This window comes from Methylobacterium brachythecii (assembly GCF_014196345.1).
GTDB classification, from domain to species: Bacteria; Pseudomonadota; Alphaproteobacteria; order Rhizobiales; family Beijerinckiaceae; genus Methylobacterium; species Methylobacterium brachythecii.
On sequence record NZ_JACIDN010000006.1, the window covers coordinates 17,273 to 34,693 of the forward strand.

At 66.6% G+C, this 17,421-nt stretch carries 15 protein-coding genes; 6 read left to right on the plus strand and 9 right to left on the minus strand.

Translation table 11 applies throughout. From position 1 onward, the window contains the following. The first annotated feature begins 29 nt into the window (after positions 1-29). Both GGR33_RS16125 and GGR33_RS16130 read left to right on the plus strand, forming a co-directional pair. A complete protein-coding gene (locus tag GGR33_RS16125; RefSeq protein ID WP_183507033.1) occupies positions 30-782 on the plus strand; it encodes a class I SAM-dependent methyltransferase in 753 nt (250 codons plus the stop codon). 123 nt (positions 783-905) lie between these two features. After that, on the plus strand, positions 906-1,700 hold the full coding sequence (locus GGR33_RS16130; RefSeq protein ID WP_183507035.1) for a bestrophin-like domain: 795 nt from the start codon (positions 906-908) through the stop codon (positions 1,698-1,700). A 12-nt stretch (positions 1,701-1,712) separates the two neighbouring features. On the opposite strand, the gene rimM is transcribed toward GGR33_RS16130, so the two are convergent. From rimM to GGR33_RS16155, 5 genes are all read right to left on the minus strand, one after another. Beyond that, the gene (gene rimM / locus GGR33_RS16135; RefSeq protein ID WP_183507037.1) at positions 1,713-2,318 is read right to left on the minus strand and encodes a ribosome maturation factor RimM; all 606 of its coding nucleotides are present in this window, start codon (positions 2,316-2,318) and stop codon (positions 1,713-1,715) included. A 139-nt stretch (positions 2,319-2,457) separates the two neighbouring features. Next, positions 2,458-2,820, minus strand: a complete 363-nt coding sequence (gene rpsP / locus GGR33_RS16140) for a 30S ribosomal protein S16 (protein ID WP_183507039.1) — start codon at positions 2,818-2,820, stop codon at positions 2,458-2,460. Further along, on the minus strand, positions 2,820-3,155 hold the full coding sequence (locus GGR33_RS16145) for a chorismate mutase (RefSeq protein ID WP_183507041.1): 336 nt from the start codon (positions 3,153-3,155) through the stop codon (positions 2,820-2,822). Before GGR33_RS16145 ends, rpsP begins: the two co-directional genes overlap by 1 nt. Further along, positions 3,152-4,717 (minus strand): signal recognition particle protein, encoded by a 1,566-nt coding sequence (ffh, locus tag GGR33_RS16150; RefSeq protein ID WP_183507043.1) that lies wholly within the window; start codon positions 4,715-4,717, stop codon positions 3,152-3,154. The genes GGR33_RS16145 and ffh overlap by 4 nt, the downstream gene beginning before the upstream one ends. Before the next feature lie 15 nt (positions 4,718-4,732). Beyond that, positions 4,733-4,954 carry an eL24 family ribosomal protein gene (locus GGR33_RS16155; RefSeq protein ID WP_183507045.1) on the minus strand — a complete coding sequence of 74 codons (222 nt, stop codon included), beginning with the start codon at positions 4,952-4,954 and terminating at the stop codon, positions 4,733-4,735. Between the two features lie 269 nt (positions 4,955-5,223). Here GGR33_RS16155 and GGR33_RS16160 point away from each other — a divergent pair, with 269 nt between their 5' ends. Further along, the gene (locus GGR33_RS16160) at positions 5,224-5,694 is read left to right on the plus strand and encodes a hypothetical protein (protein ID WP_183507047.1); all 471 of its coding nucleotides are present in this window, start codon (positions 5,224-5,226) and stop codon (positions 5,692-5,694) included. Between the two features lie 369 nt (positions 5,695-6,063). Next, positions 6,064-7,155 (plus strand): aromatic ring-hydroxylating oxygenase subunit alpha, encoded by a 1,092-nt coding sequence (locus GGR33_RS16165; protein WP_183507049.1) that lies wholly within the window; start codon positions 6,064-6,066, stop codon positions 7,153-7,155. Between the two features lie 38 nt (positions 7,156-7,193). On the opposite strand, the gene GGR33_RS16170 is transcribed toward GGR33_RS16165, so the two are convergent. Both GGR33_RS16170 and GGR33_RS16175 read right to left on the minus strand, forming a co-directional pair. After that, positions 7,194-8,420, minus strand: a complete 1,227-nt coding sequence (locus GGR33_RS16170) for an efflux RND transporter periplasmic adaptor subunit (protein WP_183507051.1) — start codon at positions 8,418-8,420, stop codon at positions 7,194-7,196. Between the two features lie 10 nt (positions 8,421-8,430). Further along, positions 8,431-11,616, minus strand: coding sequence for an efflux RND transporter permease subunit (locus tag GGR33_RS16175; protein WP_183507053.1), 3,186 nt, complete (start codon positions 11,614-11,616; stop codon positions 8,431-8,433). A gap of 383 nt (positions 11,617-11,999) precedes the next feature. On the opposite strand from GGR33_RS16175, the gene GGR33_RS16180 reads away from it, so the two are divergent. Together GGR33_RS16180 and GGR33_RS16185 are read left to right on the plus strand one after the other, a co-directional pair. After that, the gene (locus GGR33_RS16180) at positions 12,000-13,061 is read left to right on the plus strand and encodes an MBL fold metallo-hydrolase (RefSeq protein WP_183507055.1); all 1,062 of its coding nucleotides are present in this window, start codon (positions 12,000-12,002) and stop codon (positions 13,059-13,061) included. A 114-nt stretch (positions 13,062-13,175) separates the two neighbouring features. Further along, positions 13,176-14,876 carry a methyl-accepting chemotaxis protein gene (locus tag GGR33_RS16185; RefSeq protein WP_183507057.1) on the plus strand — a complete coding sequence of 567 codons (1,701 nt, stop codon included), beginning with the start codon at positions 13,176-13,178 and terminating at the stop codon, positions 14,874-14,876. Positions 14,877-14,892: 16 nt separating this feature from the next. On the opposite strand, the gene GGR33_RS16190 is transcribed toward GGR33_RS16185, so the two are convergent. Together GGR33_RS16190 and hslU are read right to left on the minus strand one after the other, a co-directional pair. Further along, on the minus strand, positions 14,893-15,741 hold the full coding sequence (locus tag GGR33_RS16190) for an EamA family transporter (protein WP_183507059.1): 849 nt from the start codon (positions 15,739-15,741) through the stop codon (positions 14,893-14,895). Positions 15,742-15,770: 29 nt separating this feature from the next. Next, a complete protein-coding gene (gene hslU / locus GGR33_RS16195; protein WP_183507061.1) occupies positions 15,771-17,084 on the minus strand; it encodes an ATP-dependent protease ATPase subunit HslU in 1,314 nt (437 codons plus the stop codon). Positions 17,085-17,421: the final 337 nt, after the last annotated feature.

Consider the following 17,421-nt stretch of genomic DNA (forward strand, 5'->3'; position numbering starts at 1 on the left):
CCAAGCCGCCGTTGGGTTATGCTCGCCTGATGATCCTTCGCGCGCTCGCCATCCTCGCCCTCACGGCCGCTTTCGCGAACAGCGCCGTCGCCGAGGACGTCCAACCGATGGCGCCCCCTGGCCTGCCGGCCGACCGTTTCCCGAAGCCTGATCGTCCGGTCGCCGAAATCGTCTCACCGGCCTGGGCGCTCGAGAAGCGGCGCAACCAGGCCGACGAGGTCGGGCAGGTCGCCGCGCTCATGAAGATCCGCGAAGGCCAGACCTTGGCCGATATCGGCGCCGGCAACGGCTACTACGTTTTTCGGCTCGCAAAGCGCGTCGGGCCGAGCGGTAGGGTGCTCGCGGAGGACATCACGCCCGACTATCTGGCCGAGCTCGACAGGAAGGTCCGTGAGAGCGGACAGACCAACATCGCAGTGGTGCGCGGCGAGGCGCATGATCCGCGGCTTCCGGCCGCCTCACTCGATGCCGCCGTGCTCGTTCACATGTATCATGAGATCAGCCAGCCCTACGGCCTGCTACACAACCTCGCGGCTGCGATGAAGCCGGGCGGACGGGTTGGGATCGTCGATGCCGACGACATCCCCTCGAAGCATGGGACGCCGCCGAAGCTGCTGCGCTGTGAGCTCGCTGCCGCCGGCTACAAGGAGGTGAGTCTCGCGACGTTGAAGGGCGGCGTCGGCTATCTCGCGATCTTCGAGGCGCCAACCCCCGAGGGGCGGCCCGATCCGTCGACCATCACGCCCTGCAAGGACGAGACGACGCGAAAGAAAAGGGACTGAGGAAGATCGGCCCAGCGCTTCGCTTTCACTGACGCAAGCGACTTTTCACAAACGGCATGACGCCGTTCACGGCTTGCGAGGATTCCCAGGGTAGCTTGTCCGGTTCCACCCCCGGATGCTCTCATGATCCTCGGCCTTTGGCTCGATCAGCCCGTCTGGCTGATGTTCGCCCTGCTTGCCGTGCCGTTTCTCGGCCTCTGCGCGATCCTATCAGTGTTGACGCTGTGGCGGCGCTCGCGCCCGCTGATGCAGGCCTGCGGCACCGGGATTGTCGCCCCGTATTTCAGCGCGATCTCGGTGTTGCTCGCGCTGTTGACGGGCTTTGTCGCCAATGATGCCTGGGAACGTCAGCGCCAGGCCTCGCGCGTCGTGCAGTCCGAACGCGCCAATGCCCGCGCCGTCTACGATCTCAGCATCGCGACCGTTTCGGACATGAGCGGGATCCGGGCCTCCCTCGCCAACTACCTCGATGCCGTGATCGGAGACGAATGGCCGGCCATGGCGGAGACTGGCCACGCGTCGCAGCGCGCCGGCGCGGCACTGGGACGGCTGCTCCAGGCAGTCGCCGACCCGAAGGCCGGCGCCGAGTCGGGTCCGGCCGCGCAATCGGCCTTGCTCGATGCGGTGATGAACCTGCGCTCGGCACGCGGCGAGCGCCTCGCCTTGGCGGATGCGCAGGGCGACGAGACCAAGTGGTTGACGCTGCTGGTGCTCGCCGCGCTGACACTCGTTGCGCTCGCGCTGATTCACCTGGAGAAGCCACGCGCGCAGGCGACCGTCCTGCTGCTCTTCGCGGCGGCGATGATCTCGACGCTCGGGCTGATCGCCCTGCACGAACGGCCCTTCGACGGCCCGATGGCGCTGAAACCGGATGCCCTGCGCGCAGCCCGGGCCGGGATGGAGATCAAAGCGCCGTAGGCGCGTTCTCGATCAATCCGGCTCGTCGGCAGGCTTGGGTCCAGCCGGCGCAAAGAAATCCTCGGGAGGGTCGACCACGACGCGGCGGTTCGGGACGTCGAGTGTCGGCACGAACGCCTTGGTGAAGGGCAACAGCGCAGTGGCGCCGCCGGTCGCGGACCGGATCTCCAGGAGATCGCCGCCGCCGTAATTCGGCACGGCGACGATGGTGCCGATCGCGAGGCCTTCTACGTCCACCGCGTCGAGGCCGACGAGATCGGCGGCGAAGAACTCGTCCTCGTCCTGCGGCGTCCCGAGTTTGTCCCGATCGCAGTAGAGGGCGACGCGCGTCAGCGCCTCGGCGCCGGTGCGATCGATCACGCCTTGCACGCGAACCACCAGAAGGTCGGGCGAAGAGCCGGGTGCCAGCTTGGCATCGGTGAGAACGAAGCTTCGCCCATCGGCCGCGCGGAGCGGACCATAGCCGGCGATGGCGAGCGGGTCGCTCGTATAGGATTTCAGCCGAATCTCGCCACGCAGGCCCTGCGCGCGGCCGAATTCGCCGAGGATGACGAGATTTTCGGGGACCGACCGTGGCTCGCTCGCGGCGCGCGATGGGGGGCCGGGGCGACGGGGCATGTAGAGATCTCGAAAGGTGGGGCAGCTATTCCCTCTGCCCTTTCAGGCAGAGGTCGGGGGGGCGTTTGCCGCCATCGGCGTGTCGGCACGACCCCCACCCTCGATCCCTCCCCGCAAGGGGGAGGGACGTCGGTCCAGCTTACGCTGCGGCGTCTTCGGCCGGGGCGGCGGCCTTCTCGGCGCGCTTGGCGGCACGCTCCTTGGCCTTCTCACCGGGCTCGGCCTTCTGCGGATTGTTGCGGGCCGGGCGCTTGGCGAGGCCAGCCTGGTCGAGGAAGCGCAGGACACGGTCCGTCGGCTGGGCGCCCTTGGCGAGCCAGGACGTGATCTTGTCGGTGTCGAGCACGACGCGGGCCGGATCGTCCTTGGCCTTCATCGGGTCATAGGCGCCGACCTTCTCGATGAAGCGGCCGTCGCGCGGTGCGCGGGCGTCGGCGACGACGATGCGGTAGTAGGGGCGCTTCTTGGCGCCGCCGCGGGTGAGGCGGATCTTGAGGGACATCAGTCTTTCCTTTCGGTGTCGTTGTTCAGATCGGCATTGAGTGCGATCGTCTGGTGGTGCCGGATGACTTCCTTGACCACGAAGGCCAGGAACTTCTCGGCGAAGTCGGGGTCGAGCTTGGCATCGACCGCGAGTTTTCTCAGTCGGGTCACCTGTCGTGCCTCCCGGTCGGGATCGGAGGCCGGCATACCCTTGCGAGCTTTGAGCTCGCCGACCCGCTGCGTGCAGCGAAAGCGCTCAGCGAGTAGGTGGATCAGCGCCGCATCGAAATTGTCGATGCTGTCGCGCAGACGGACGAGTTCCGGGTCGACGCCCTGTGCAGCCAGGATCGTCATTTCTTCTTCCCCGGGATGAAGCCGCCGAGGCCCGGCAGCTTGGGTCCGCCCAGGCCCGGCAGGCCGGGCATCTTCGGCATCCCGCCACCCAGGCCCGGAGGCATGGGCGGAAGCTTGCCGCCGAACTGCTTCTGCATCTGCTCGATCTGCTCCGGCGTCGGCTCGGGCATGCCGGCCGGCATCTTCATGCCGCCGGGGAGCCCGCCAGGCATGCCGCCACCGAGGCCGAACATCGAGCCGAGCGCCTGGCCGATGCCGCGTTTGCCCGAACCCATCGCCTTCATCATGTCGGCCATGGTCCGGTGCATCTTCAGAAGCTTGTTGATCTCCGAGACGTCGACGCCGGAACCGGCTGCGATGCGCTTCTTGCGGCTGTTCTTGAGGATGTCGGGGTTTTTCCGCTCCTGCGCGGTCATCGAGGAGATGATCGCTCGCTGGCGCTTGAACATCTTCTCGTCGAGGTTGGCGCCCTCGACCTGCTTTTTCATCTGGCCCATGCCGGGCAGCATGCCCATCAGGCCGCCGATGCCGCCCATCTTCTCCATCTGGGCGAGCTGCATGGACAAGTCCTCGAGATCGAACTTGCCCTTGCGCATCTTCTCGGCGGTGCGCATCGCCGCCTCGGCGTCGATGGTCTCCGCCGCCTTCTCGACGAGGGAGACGATGTCGCCCATGCCGAGGATACGGTTGGCCACGCGTGCCGGGTGAAATTCCTCGAGCGCGTCGACCTTCTCGCCGACGCCGACGAGCTTGATCGGCTTGCCCGTGACGGCGCGCATCGACAGCGCCGCGCCACCGCGGGAATCGCCGTCCATCCGGGTCAGGACGATGCCGGTGACGCCGATGCGCTGGTCGAAGGCGCGCGCCGTGTTGACGGCGTCCTGGCCGGTGAGGGCGTCGGCGACGAGCAGCACTTCGTGCGGCTTGGCGACGGCCTTCACCTCGGCGGCCTCGGCCATCAGCGCGTCATCGACCGTGGTGCGGCCGGCTGTATCGAGCATCACCACGTCGAAGCCGCCGAGGCGCGCGGCCTCCATGGCACGCCGCGCGATCTGCACAGCGGTCTGGCCGGCGACGATCGGCAGGCTCTCGACCTCGACCTGCTTGGCCAGAACTGCAAGCTGCTCCATCGCCGCCGGACGGCGGGTGTCGAGGGAGGCGAGCAGCACCTTGCGCTTGTCGCGCTGATTCAGCCGGCGGGCGATCTTGGCGGTGGTGGTGGTCTTGCCCGAGCCCTGCAGGCCGACCATCAGGATTGCGACGGGGGCAGGGGCGTTGAGATCGATGACACCGGCCTCGGTGCCGAGCATCGCCACGAGTTCGTCGTTGACGATCTTCACGACCATCTGGCCGGGCGTGACCGACTTCACGACCGTGGCGCCGACGGCCTTTTCGCGCACGGCATCGGTGAAGCTGCGGACGACTTCGAGAGAGACGTCGGCCTCGAGCAGCGCACGGCGCACTTCGCGCATCGCGGCGGTGACGTCGGCCTCCGTCAGGGCGCCACGGCGGGTAAGCCCGGAGAGAATGCCGGAGAGGCGGTCGGAAAGGCCTTCGAACATGCGGGTTCCGGTCGCCTACTGATAGATGCCGGCATTCGCCGCGCGGCGCGCCTGCAGCGCATCCTCGAAGCTCGCCAGGGCACGGGCGAACTTGTCCCGGCAGTCGGGATTGCAGAAGCCGACCACGGCGCCGTTGTAGAGCGTCAGCGAGTCGGCCGCGATCGGCTTGCCCGACCAGGGGCAATTCTCGTTGATCGCATCCTCGATGCGCAGGGTGGTCTCGCTTGCAGGCGCCATGGGCTGCTGCTCGCCTCGCCGGTGAGGACGCCGTACCGCCAACGCAAAGCCCGCCCGAGGGCGCAGACGCGCTGTCGGGCGTTGACCTCCGGCCTCTCGGGCCAGTCGGCGGCTCTCGGTGACGACATGTCGTCGGATTGAGCCGTGGGCGGTAGGCCCTGCGGGCGTGTAAGTCAAGATCCCGCACCGGCACGCCCTCAGGCGTGTTAACCTTTACCGTTCATTAAGCATGTCTGGTTGAAATAGCCTCGAAATCGAGGATCCAGCCGATGTCGGAACCTGCTCGTAACTCTTCTCTACACGACACCACGAGCCGGTCTGCCGCTCAGTCGGGTCCCTTGCGCGACTGGCTCGCCGCCATGAGGGCGACCACGCCGGAGGCCCGCCAGCCCGAGCCGGAGGCACCGCAGCCCGTCGTCGAGGAATCGAAGCCGAGCGGCTGGGCGCCGCGCCTCGTTGTTCCGGCCGAGGTGCAGCAAGCTCAGACCCAGGTTCAGGCACAGGCCCAGGACGACGAGGTCGCCGAGCTGATCGCCGAGAACATGATGCTGAAGGCCAAGCTGCGGCTCGCCGCGGATCGCCAGGACGAGTTCCAGATCCTGTTGGCGCAGGAGGTCCGCGAGCTGCGCGCGCATGTCAGCGAGGAGATCGGCAAGCTCGAAGACCTGCGCGGAGAGCGCGACCTCTGGAAGGCTCGCTGCGAGGCGCTGATGCAGCCGCTCTTCAACGGCGCTCGCTGACCCGATCCAACACCCCGAAAAGCCGAAGGGCCGCCCCGATGAGGGCGGCCCTTCCATTGTCGAACCGCGGTTCGACGAAACCTGTCGCGTATCCCGCGAAAGCTAGATGCTCTCGCCGGAGGTAACGGTCCAGGTCTTGGTCGCCGACAGCGGCTGATGACAATGAGACACTGGATCACCTCCTTTCGTTCGTTGCTGGGACTACGAAGGTAGGGAGTGCGGGCGGCTTTCGTAAAGCCCCCCGCCTGCGTTCTCTCGCCGCAACGCACAAGTGGGTGCTGGGCCACGCTGCTGGCAACGCCTCCGGCGGCGGCGTAAGAGGGCTCGACCGCGCCTCGCCGGCGCAGCCTCAGACGCAGCAGGCCCCGCATGCTCGCCGCGACGACGCGCGCCGCAGACGACACCGTAACGGACGCCCTCGATCCGAAGGCCATGCGCGAGCCGCTGCCGAATGCCTGGTATTGCATCGGGCAGGCGGCAACGCTCAAGCCGGGTGGTATGCGGCCGGTGGAGCTGAACGGCGAGCAGATCGTCGTCGGCCGCGATGCCTCCGGTGCGCTCTTCGCGATGCGCGATCGCTGCCCCCATCGCGGGATGGCGCTCTCCAAGGGCCGCTTCGACGGAAGCACCGTGATGTGCCCCTTCCACGGCTGGCGCTTCGGAACAGATGGCCGATGCCGCGACGTCCCGACCCTGTCGGAGACCGATTCCTCCGACTTCTCCCGCATCGTCGTGCAACGCTTCCCGGTGATCGAGAGCGCCGGCTTTCTCTGGATCAATCCCTATCTCGGGCCGGCCGTCACCGAAGATATCCCAGCAGTGCCCGAACTCGGTTTCGAGGCGGCCGGATGCCTCGTGGTCGAGCTGGTTGTGGAGGCGAGCTTCGACCTGACGACGCTCAGCCTGGTCGATCCCGGCCATGTCGCCTTCGTCCACGATTCCTGGTGGTTCCGGCCGTCCAAGGAACTGCGCGAAAAGGTGAAGACCTTCATCCCGGTGCCGCACGGCTTCGTCATGTCGAGCCACGCGACCACGAAATCCTCGCCGGTCTACAAGCTGCTCGGTGGGGTACCGGACGTCGAGATCGAGTTCCGGCTGCCAGGCGTGCGACTGGAGCGGATCGTAGCCGGCGACAAGCGGGTAGCGAACTATACCTTCGCGACGCCGCTCTCGAACAACCGCACCATGCTCACCAACGCGCTCTACTGGAGCATGCCGCTGCTCAACCTTCTGAAGCCGGTCGCACGGCCGCTGATGAGGCAGTTCCTCACCCAGGACCAGCAGGTGCTGCAGCACGCCCAGGCCGGCCTCGACCGCAAGCCGACCATGGTACTGCTCGGCCAGGGCGATCTGCCCTCGCAATGGTATTTCCGCCTGAAGCGCGAGGCGCTGGAGGCGGCGCGTGCCGGACGCTCGTTCGAGAACCCGCTCAGCCGACAGGAACTCCGCTGGCGCTCGTGAGGCTTCGCCTTCACTGACGACGGAGTGTCGAACCGCGCTCAGTTCGCCGAGGCGGTGTGCTGGCCGAGCGGCTCGCCGGCCACGTGAACGGCATCGCCCGTGGTCAGGAACTCCTGCGGATTATCGATCAGCCGCGAGCTCATCATGACGCCGCTGCGCACCTCGACGTCGTTGCCGAGATTGCGGCCGAGGTTCACCGGCTTCAGCTCGACCTTGTTGGCCTGCACCTCTGCGACGAAGGTGCCGTTCCGGTTGAACATCAGCGCCGTCGCCGGGATGCGCAGGGTGTCCGGGTTCGACGGGATATGGAACTGCACCTGCGTGAAGGCGCCCGGCCAGAGATCGCCGTTCGGATTGTCGGCCTGCAATTCGACCAGTCCCTTGCGCGATTCCTCGGAGACCGCGTTCGCGGTCGAGGTCACCGCCGCCTCGAAGCTCTTCTCGTGGCCCGGAACGGTGAGGGAGGCCTTCAGGCCGGGCTTCATCGCGGCGAGGAAGGCCTGCGGAACGTCTACATGGATGCGCACACGTCGGATGTCGGAGATCCGGAACAGCGGGCGCCCCGCAGTGCCGCCGGCGGTGAGCAGATCGCCGACATTGATCGCGCGAGCGGTCACGATCCCGTCGAAGGGCGCCTTGATCTCTTTGAACCGCGCAAGCTCCTCCAGCCGGCCGACGACTGCCTTCTGCACGACGAGGTTCGCCTTGGCGACCGACAGAGCCGCGGTCCGTGACGCGGCGGTGAAGCGGTCGGTATCGCCGCGCTCCTCGCTCGACCATCCCTGCTGGACGAGCCGCGAGGTCCTGCGGTTGGTGGCCTCGCTCATGTCGGAATTGGCCTGGGCCTGCTGCACGGCCGCGTCGAGCTGCAACAGCGTGGCGCGCGCCTCGGCCAGTTGCTGGTCGAGGTCGGGCGCCGAGATCTCCGCGAGCACGTCGCCCTTTTTGACGCGCGCGCCGATATCCTTGTTCCAGGCGCTGACGTAGCCGCTCGCGCGGGCGTAGAGCGGCGCCGAGGCGATGGCGGCGAGTGAGCCGGGCAGCGTCAAGTCTTCGCTTTGCGGGCCGAGCTTGGCTTGGACCACGCTCACCGTCGGGATGGATTGGGCCTCGGTCCAGGCTGCCGTCTCCTGCATGCCCTTCGCCCGGCCGGTGATGCCGGAATAGGCGAGGAAGGCACCGCCGACGGCCACGCCGCAGAGCAGCAGGAAGAGCTTGCGCTTCGAGGGCGCGGGAGCCGTGATGGTGCCTTCGGCGGAATGCATGGCGTGCGGCTCAGACGGACGGGGACGGGAGGGCGGCGGGCAGATCCGCGTCGGCGCGCTTTTTGGCGCGGCCATGCACGATACTGAAGACCACCGGGACGAAGAGCAGCGTTGCGGTCGTGGCGAAAAGCAGGCCACCGATGACGGCGCGGCCGAGTGGCGCGTTCTGGCCAGGCTCGATTGCCATCGGCGCCATGCCGATCACCATGGCGAGCGCCGTCATGACGACTGGACGCAGACGGGTCGCACCGGCTGCGAGCGCCGCTTGGACCGCGTCGCGGCCGGCACTGAGCTGCTCGCGCGCGAAGCTGATCACCAGGATCGAGTTCGCCGTCGCCACGCCCATGCACATGATCGCGCCAGTGAGTGCCGGGACCGAGACGTAGGTCTGCGTGACGAACAGCATCCAGACGATCCCGGCGAGCGCCGCCGGCAGCGCCATGACGATCACGAACGGGTCGAGCCACGACTGGAAGTTCACGACGATCAGCAGATAGATGAGCACGATGGAGAAGGCCAAGCCGATGAGCAGTTGCTTGTAGGCGCTCGCCATCGTGGCGGATTGCCCGCGGATGGAGATGGTCGATCCCCTCGGCAGACTGCCCTTCGTCTCGTCGATGATCCGCTGCACCTCTGCGGCTGTGCTGCCGAGGTCGCGATCCTGCGTCGCCGCCAGGATGTTGACCGTCGGCGCGACGTTGTAGTGCGTGACCACGGCGCTCTGCGGCTGCGGCGTGAGGTTCGACAGGCCTCCGACGAGCTGCATCGAGCGTGCGGTGGTGATGGGCACGTTGCGGAGGTCGCCGAGGGTGTCGATCGCGTATTGCGGCGTCTGGATGGAAACCGAGTAGGAGACGCCGTTCTTGGGATCGAGCCAGTAGGTCGGTGCAGTCTGCGTGCTGCCCGAGAGGCTGGCCTGCATGCTCGCGGCGGCATCTCGCTCGGTGAGGCCTACCGTGCCGGCGAACTCGCGATTGAAGTCGAGCCTCAGGCCCGGCCCCCTGGCCTGCTCCTGGATGCGGGCATCGGCGACGCCGGCGACGTGCCGGATTCGCGACAGCAGCTGGTAGGCATAGGCTTGATTGCCCTCCGCGTTGGCGCCCGCAATCTGGATGTCGAGCGCGGCCGGCGAGCCGAAATTCAGGATCTGGCTGACCATGTCCGGCGGCAGGAACGAGAAGGTCATGCCGGGGAAGTCCCGCGGCAACCGCTCGCGCAGGGCTTTGGTCAGCTCGGCGCTCGACGTCTCGCCCTCGTGCAGGGTCACCAGCATGTCGGCGTCGAAGGTGCCGATGGTGCCGCTATTGCCGTAGGACATGTTGATGCCGCTGATCGGCAGACCGATGTTGTTCACGACGCTCGCGACACGATCCGGCGGCATCAGCGCGCGCACCCGCTGCTCCACGCGACCGGTCAACGCCGTCATTTCCTCGATGCGCGTGCCCGTCGCCGCCCGGAGATGGATGCGCAGCGCGCCAGCATCGGTCGTCGGGAAGAAGTCCGTCCCGAGGAAGGGCAGAAGGCCGAACGAGAGGACCACCACGCCGAGGAAGCCCAGCGAGAAGTGATACTTGCGCGTCAACGCCAGGCCGAGCAGGCCGAGATAAGCCTGCCGGAAGCTCTCGAAACGCCGCTCGAAACCTTGCTGGAAGCGGCCGAAAAACCCGGGATTGCTCGGCGCCCCGTCGGTACCCGGAGCATGGTGCTGGGCCTGATGCGCCAGCAGGAAGCGCGCGAGCGTCGGGACCACGGTGTAGGTCAGGACGTAGGACGCGATCATCGCGAAGACGACGGCCATCGCCAGCGGCCGAAACAGGAAGCCGGCGACTCCGCCAAGCGCCAGCAGCGGCACGAAGGCGATGCAGATGCAGAACAGCGCGATGGTGGCGGGCGGCATGATCTCCTGCGCGCCCAGCGTGATCGCCGTGACGATGTCCTCGCCGAATTCCTCCATGTGCCGATTGATGTTCTCGATCGTCACCGTGGCGTCGTCGACGAGGATGCCCACCGCGAGGGCGAGGCCGCCGAGCGTCATCACGTTGATGGTCTGACCGAGCACCGAGAGTGCGATCAGCGCGCAGAGCACGGCGAGCGGGATCGACACGGTGATGATCAGCGTCGAGCGCCACGAGCCGAGGAAGACCAGGATCATCAGGCCGGTGAGCGTCGCCGCGATCACGCCCTCGCGCACGACCGACACAACCGAGCCCTTCACGAAGCCGGACTGGTCGGCCACGTATTTCAGATCCACTCCGGGTGGCAGCGTCGCCTGGATGGCGGGGAGCCGCTCCTTGATCCCTGCGATGATGTCGAGGGTCGAGGCGCTGCCGATCTTCATGATCGAAAGCAGGACGCCCTTCTTGCCGTCGAGCTGGACCACGTTGGTCTGCGGCGGCGACCCGTTGCGGACATGCGCGACGTCCCGGATGAACACGGTCGCACCGTCGACAACCTTGATCGGCAGATTGTTGAACTCGTCGATCGTCTTCGGCGAGTTGTTGAGATCGATGATCCATTCGAAGGACCCGATCTTCTGGGTGCCCACCGGCGTGATCAGGTTCTGGTTCGCGAGGGCGGCTCCGACATCCGTGGCCGACAGGTTGTGCGCATGGAGGGCGGACTGATCGAGATCGATCTGCACCTGACGCGCCACACCGCCATACGGATAGGGCATCTGCGCGCCGGGCACCGTGGTCAGAGCCGGCCTGATGAAGTTCAGGGCCAGATCCTGCAAGTCGCTCTGGGAGAGCGTGTTGCTCGACAGGGCGAGCTGGATGATCGGCACGCTCGACGCGTTGTAGGTCAGCATCAACGGCGGCGTGATGCCTGCCGGGAGCTGCTTGAGCATCGTCTGTGAGATCGACGTGACCTGCGCCTGGGCCGCGGTGATGTCGACGGTCGGCTGGAAGTAGATCTTCACGATTCCGTAGCCGGGAACCGATTGCGACTCGGTGTGCTCGATGTCGTTGACGGTGGTGGTCAGCACCCGCTCGAAGACGGAGACGATGCGGCCGGACATGTCGTCGGGCGGCAAGCCGGCATACTGCCAGACCACGCTGATGACCGGGATGCCGATACTCGGGAAGATGTCGGTTGGCGTCCGGAAGATCGACATGATCCCGAAGATCAGGATCAAGATCGACATTACGACGAACGTGTAGGGGCGAACCAGCGCAAGTCGGACGATCGACGCCATGGCCTCGGGTCTGTCTGTTGTCCTGGTGGCTCGGATGGGCCGCCTCGTCGAGGCCGTGCTTGCGATGGCGCATATCACAGATTTTTAGGCAATTCTATGACTCCAAATGGTTACAAACTGGAAACAAACCTCTACATCATCACTGAAAATTGATCACCGATAGCAAATTGAGCAGTTTATAAAACATTGATTGAATTTGCATTCATAATTACAGTAACTAAACTAACTTTACTACTTTAAGAAATGAAGATTGCTCCGAAGTGATCGATCGGATCGTTTGCTTGGGTCATCGGCAGGGGGGCGTTCTCGGCCGGTCAGGCACCTCATCGCAGACGAACCGCGCAACGCTTGAAGCGGCGCGGCGACTCGCCATGTCTTGAACGATGAAACGACGAAGCATGATCACGGCCGCAAGCGCGGCCACGGTGATGACTCTGGGCGGCGTCGGCTACGCCGCGCATAAGCGCAACTCGAACCCGTATTATCGCGGCCCGGTCAGCGACCATTTCGACGGCCTGCGCTTCTTCGGACCCGAACAGTCGCCCGACAAGGACTTTTCGGACATCGTCCGCTGGCGGATGAGCGCCAAGCGCGAGGACTGGCCGGCCGCCGCACCGAGCCCCTTCGCCGCCGACGTGCCACCACAGCGCTTCGAGGGATTGCGGGTCGTGCTGATCGGTCACGCGAGCTACCTGTTTCAGGTCGCCGGCCGCAACATCCTGGTTGATCCGGTCTTCGCCAAGCGCGCCAGCCCTGTCCGCTTCGCCGGGCCGAAACGAGCCAACCCGCCGGGCATCGCCTTCGATGATCTGCCGTCGATCGACGCGGTGCTGATCACCCACAACCACTACGACCACCTCGACGGGCCGACCATGGCGCGTCTCTGGCAGGCGCATCAGCCGCTGATCGTCGCGCCGCTCGGCAACGACGCGATCCTGCGCGGCTACGACGAGACCATGCATGTCGAGACGCGAGATTGGGGCGAGTCGATCGATCTCGGCGGCGGCATCACGGTGCATCTCACGCCAGCAAACCATTGGTCGGCGCGCGGGCTCAACGACCGCCGCATGGCACTCTGGTGCGCCTTCGTGCTGACCACGCCGCGCGGCGTGCACTACCATGTCGGCGATACCGGCCTCGGCAGCGGCCAGATCTTTCGCGAGATCCGCGCCCGCTTCGGCCCGCCGCGTCTCGCGACGCTGCCGATCGGCGCCTACGAACCCCGCTGGTTCATGGAGCCGCAGCACATGAATCCGGCTGACGCTGTGGAGGCATTTCGGCTTCTCGGCACCGAGCAGGCGCTCGGCCACCACTGGGGCACTTTCAAGCTCACGGACGAAGGCATCGAACGGCCCGCCGAGGCCCTCTCGGCCGCGCTCGGTGCCGCCGGCTTGAGCCAGGAGGTGTTCCTGCCGCTCCGCCCCGGCCAAGTCTGGACGGCCTGATCACGCCTCTGCGCTGAAGGTTTGAGGCGATCCCAGCCTGCATGTGCCCGTTCACTCGACGCTAACCGCAATATGGAAAAGTCTCCCGCAAAGCCTGCATCCGGGGGATTAGTCATGCTGCGGCTCACAAGCCTGACATCGAAGGTCATCGTTCTCGCAGCCGTCGCCATTGCCATCACCTCGGGTGCCCTATGGTTCGGCGCCAGCTACGAGATGCAGTCGCATCTCGAGAGCAAGCAGAGCGAAGAGGGCGAGCACAATATCGGCGCCCTGGCCCGCGTCTTCGCCGACATCGTTCCCGGAACCACGCTGCGCCTCGACGGCAGCCGCGTGCTCCAGACCGTGACGCCGGACCTGAGCAACCTGAGCGACCTCTCGATCGTCGACCGTACCGCCGCCTATGTCGGCGGCAATGCGACGGTTTTCGCCTATGAGCCCACCCGCGACGCCTTCGTCCGTAAGATCACGAACGTGAAGAAGGAGAACGGCGAGCGCGCGGTCGGCACCGCATTGGCGGCCGACCATCCGGCCCAGGCCATTCTGCGAAAAGGTCAGACCTATTCCGGCCCGGCCGACCTGTTCGGGCGTCGCTTCTACACCGTGTACCAGCCGACCCTCGATCTCGCAGGCAAGGTCAACGGCATTCTCTATGTCGGCATCCCGATCGAGCGCTACGACGCGATGCATCGTGAGACGATGGTCGCGATGGGCTGGGTCGCAGCCGGCGTCGCGTTGGTCGCCATGCTGATCATCGGCTGGGTCGCGGCGCGGCTGTTCCGGCCACTCGGCGACATCGCCGAGCGCACCACTCAGCTCACGGCCGGCGATCTCGACAGCCCGATCCGTCATCGCGACCGCGCCGACGAGATCGGCGCGGTCGCCCGCGCACTAGACGGCCTGCTCCATACCAGCCGCCACGCCCGGGTCATGGAGATCGATCAGAAGACCGCGTCGGAAGCCGATGGCCTGCGCCGCGCGCAGATCGAGAGCGAGATCGAGCGGTTTCGAGGAGAGGTCGGCGCGGCCATCGCCGCGTTCCGCGCGCGGACCGACGAGCTTCGCCAGCGCTCGCACACGATGTCGGGCCTCTCGAGCGAGGCGCAGAGCGGCGCCGACAGCGCCTCCGTCGGCTTCGATCAGAGCTCAGGCCACGTCCAGGCCGTCGCCGCTGCCGCCGAAGAGCTGTCGGCCTCGATCTCCGAGATCGCGGCGCGTGTCGAGGATGCCAAGCGCGAGGTCGAGGGCGCCGTCGACGAGGCCGGCGCGACCAACGACGAGGTCGTGAAGCTCGCCTCGTTCACGCAGCGCATCGGCGACGTGGTCGGGCTGATCCGCAGCATCGCCGAGCAGACCAACCTGCTTGCTCTCAACGCCACGATCGAGGCAGCGCGCGCCGGCGAGGCGGGTCGCGGCTTCGCCGTGGTCGCGGCCGAGGTGAAGACCCTGGCGACCCAGACCGCGAAGGCAACGGACGAGATCGCGGAGCAGATCGCCACCGTCCAGAGCTCGACCGGCTCGGCCGTCGAAGCGATCGGTCGGATGTCGCGGCGCATGGTAGCCATCAACGCCACCACCGCCGAGATCTCTCAGGCCGTCTCCGCCCAGGGCGCCGCCACCAGCGAAATCTCGGAAAGCGCCGCGCAATCGGCCATGACGGCCGCGAGCATCTCCGGAGCGCTCGGAATCGTCCGCGAGGCCGCGCATCGAACCTCGGAAATGTCCGCGACCGTGCAGAGCGCGGCATCGTCCGTCGAAGAGGTCGCCTCCGGTCTCGAAAGCGAGATCGAGCGTTTCCTGGAGGCCGTGGCAGCCTAGCCTTACGTTCGTTGGATCAAGCGTCGGCCGCCGGCACGTGCCGGCGGCTTCCCAAGGTGATACCGGCAGAGGCCGCGATCACGCAGCCGATGGCGACGCTCTGAAGCAGGCTCAGGCGCTCTCCGAGGACCGCGAGGGCAGCCAGGGCTGCGACGGCCGGCTCCAGGCTCATCGTGACCCCGAACACCTGGCGAGGCAGCCGACGAAGTCCGTACATCTCAAGGGAGTAGGGCAGGGCGCTCGACATCACGGCGACGATCAGCCCGGTCAGGAGAGCCTGCGGTTCGAGCAGCTTCACGCCCTCCTCGACGATTCCGAACGGCGCGGCCAGCAGCGCGGCGACCGCCATGCCCAACGACACAGCCTGCCCGCCATGCGCCTGACCCGCACGCTGGCCGAAGACGATGTAGAGCGCCCAGCACACGCCTGCTGCGAGCGCGCAGGCCGCGCCGAGCGGATCGATCGCGGCCTCGTCGTGCAGCGGCAGCAGCAACCCGAGACCGATCACGGACAAGCCGATCCAGGCGAAATCCCCAGGTCGGCGAGACGAGAACAGCGCGACGGAGAGCGGGCCCACGAACTCGATCGCCACGGCGATCCCGAGCGGGATCGTACGCAGCGACTGATAGAACAGCAGGTTCATCGCTCCGAGTGCGCAGCCATAGAGGACGATGGCTCGGGCATCGGCGAGCGCCAGATGACGCCGCCACGGCCGCCATGCCGCGACCAGGATCAAGGCCGAGATGCCGACGCGCAGGGCCGTGACGCCTGACGCGCCGACGACCGGAAACAGCGACTTGGCCAGCGCCGCCCCGACCTGGATCGAGACCATGCCGGCGACCAGCGCCAGGAGCGGAAGCAGCATCCCGTTCCGCCCGTCCGACGAAATCACCGCTAGAGAATGAACCGGCTGAGATCCGCGTTCGCCGCCAGATCCTCGACGCGGTCGCGAACGTAACCGGCGTCGATCGTCAGCGTTTCTCCCGAGCGATCGGTGGCAGTGAAGGAGATCTCGTCGATCACGCGCTCCAGCACCGTCTGGAGCCGGCGCGCGCCGATGTTCTCGACGGAGGAATTCACCTCGACAGCGACGCGGGCCAGCGCGTCCACGGCATCGTCCGTGAAGTCGAGGGTGACGCCCTCGGTCAGCATCAAGGCAACGGTCTGCTTGAGCAGGCTCGCCTCGGTGGTGGTGAGGATCTGCTTGAAATCTTCGACAGTCAGCGGCTGCAGCTCGACGCGGATCGGCAGGCGCCCTTGCAGCTCGGGCAGCAGGTCGGACGGCTTCGAGACATGGAAGGCGCCGCTGGCGATGAACAGCACGTGGTCGGTCTTCACCGCGCCGTGCTTGGTCGCCACCGTCGTGCCTTCGATCAACGGCAGCAGGTCGCGCTGCACGCCCTCGCGGGAGACGTCGGCGCCGGAGCGGCTCTCGCGGGCGCAGATCTTGTCGATCTCGTCGAGGAAGACGATGCCGTTATCCTCGACCTCGCGGATCGCCTCACGGGTCAGCGCATCGTCGTCGACGAGCTTGTCGCTCTCCTCGGCGAGGAGCGGCGCGTAGGCATCTCGCACGGTGATGCGCTTCGGCTTGCCGCGCTGGCCGCCCATGGCCTTGCCGAGCATCTCCCCGATATTGATCGCGCCCATCGAGGCGCCGGGCATGCCCGGGATCTCGAACATGGGCAGCCCCTGCGACCCGCCTTGGGCAAGCTCCACTTCGACCTCCTTGTCGTCGAGCTCGCTGTTGCGCAGCTTCTTACGGAAGGAATCGCGGGTGGTCTGGCTGGCGGTCGGGCCGACCAGGGCGTCGAGGATGCGGTTTTCGGCGGCGGCTTCCGCCTTGGCCTTGACCTCCTTGCGCTTTTCCTCGCGGCGCAGGCTGATGCCGACCTCCACGAGGTCGCGGATGATCTGTTCGACGTCGCGGCCGACATAGCCGACCTCGGTGAACTTGGTGGCCTCGACCTTGAGGAATGGCGCGCCCGCGAGCTTCGCCAGCCGCCGGGCGATCTCGGTCTTGCCGCAGCCGGTCGGCCCGATCATCAGGATGTTCTTGGGAGCGACCTCCTCCTTCAGCGGCCCGGTGAGCTGCTGGCGCCGCCAGCGGTTGCGCAGCGCGATGGCGACGGCGCGCTTGGCATCCTTCTGGCCGACGATGAAGCGGTCGAGTTCGGAGACGATCTCACGGGGAGAGAAGGTGGTCATCGGGTTCCTGGCAGGCCACGGCGCGCGGCATCGAGGCGGACGAATCTCGCACCGATCTAAGCGGGCCGGCACGCTCTTTCCAGACGCGACGGAGCCTGCCGCATGCCTGCCGCGACGACCTGCGCTGTGGATGGGACACCTGAACGACCGTCCCACCTGTCCCAGGCCGTCCCACGCTCGAACGGGCCCCGGAACGGTCGAGCTTGCGTCTCGCGCGCCCGAGGCTCGGCCCGAAACGCCATTGACAACGTGACGATGATTAGCTTATATTCCTATAAACGGACGATTTGCTGACCGGCATCCTATGCCCGGCCTAACTCAGGAGTTTTGCCGGGAA

Coding starts and splice junctions, on each gene's coding strand:
- rimM (WP_183507037.1), bottom strand. CDS start 2,318: ATGCCCCGTCGCCCCGGCCCCCCATCGCGCGCCGCGAGCGAGCCACGG.
- GGR33_RS16155 (WP_183507045.1), bottom strand. CDS start 4,954: ATGGCGCCTGCAAGCGAGACCACCCTGCGCATCGAGGATGCGATCAAC.
- GGR33_RS16185 (WP_183507057.1), top strand. CDS start 13,176: ATGCTGCGGCTCACAAGCCTGACATCGAAGGTCATCGTTCTCGCAGCC.
- GGR33_RS16170 (WP_183507051.1), bottom strand. CDS start 8,420: ATGCATTCCGCCGAAGGCACCATCACGGCTCCCGCGCCCTCGAAGCGC.
- GGR33_RS16125 (WP_183507033.1), top strand. CDS start 30: ATGATCCTTCGCGCGCTCGCCATCCTCGCCCTCACGGCCGCTTTCGCG.
- GGR33_RS16190 (WP_183507059.1), bottom strand. CDS start 15,741: ATGCTGCTTCCGCTCCTGGCGCTGGTCGCCGGCATGGTCTCGATCCAG.
- GGR33_RS16180 (WP_183507055.1), top strand. CDS start 12,000: ATGAAACGACGAAGCATGATCACGGCCGCAAGCGCGGCCACGGTGATG.
- GGR33_RS16145 (WP_183507041.1), bottom strand. CDS start 3,155: ATGACGATCCTGGCTGCACAGGGCGTCGACCCGGAACTCGTCCGTCTG.
- GGR33_RS16130 (WP_183507035.1), top strand. CDS start 906: ATGATCCTCGGCCTTTGGCTCGATCAGCCCGTCTGGCTGATGTTCGCC.
- ffh (WP_183507043.1), bottom strand. CDS start 4,717: ATGTTCGAAGGCCTTTCCGACCGCCTCTCCGGCATTCTCTCCGGGCTT.
- GGR33_RS16165 (WP_183507049.1), top strand. CDS start 6,064: ATGCTCGCCGCGACGACGCGCGCCGCAGACGACACCGTAACGGACGCC.
- rpsP (WP_183507039.1), bottom strand. CDS start 2,820: ATGTCCCTCAAGATCCGCCTCACCCGCGGCGGCGCCAAGAAGCGCCCC.
- hslU (WP_183507061.1), bottom strand. CDS start 17,084: ATGACCACCTTCTCTCCCCGTGAGATCGTCTCCGAACTCGACCGCTTC.
- GGR33_RS16175 (WP_183507053.1), bottom strand. CDS start 11,616: ATGGCGTCGATCGTCCGACTTGCGCTGGTTCGCCCCTACACGTTCGTC.
- GGR33_RS16160 (WP_183507047.1), top strand. CDS start 5,224: ATGTCGGAACCTGCTCGTAACTCTTCTCTACACGACACCACGAGCCGG.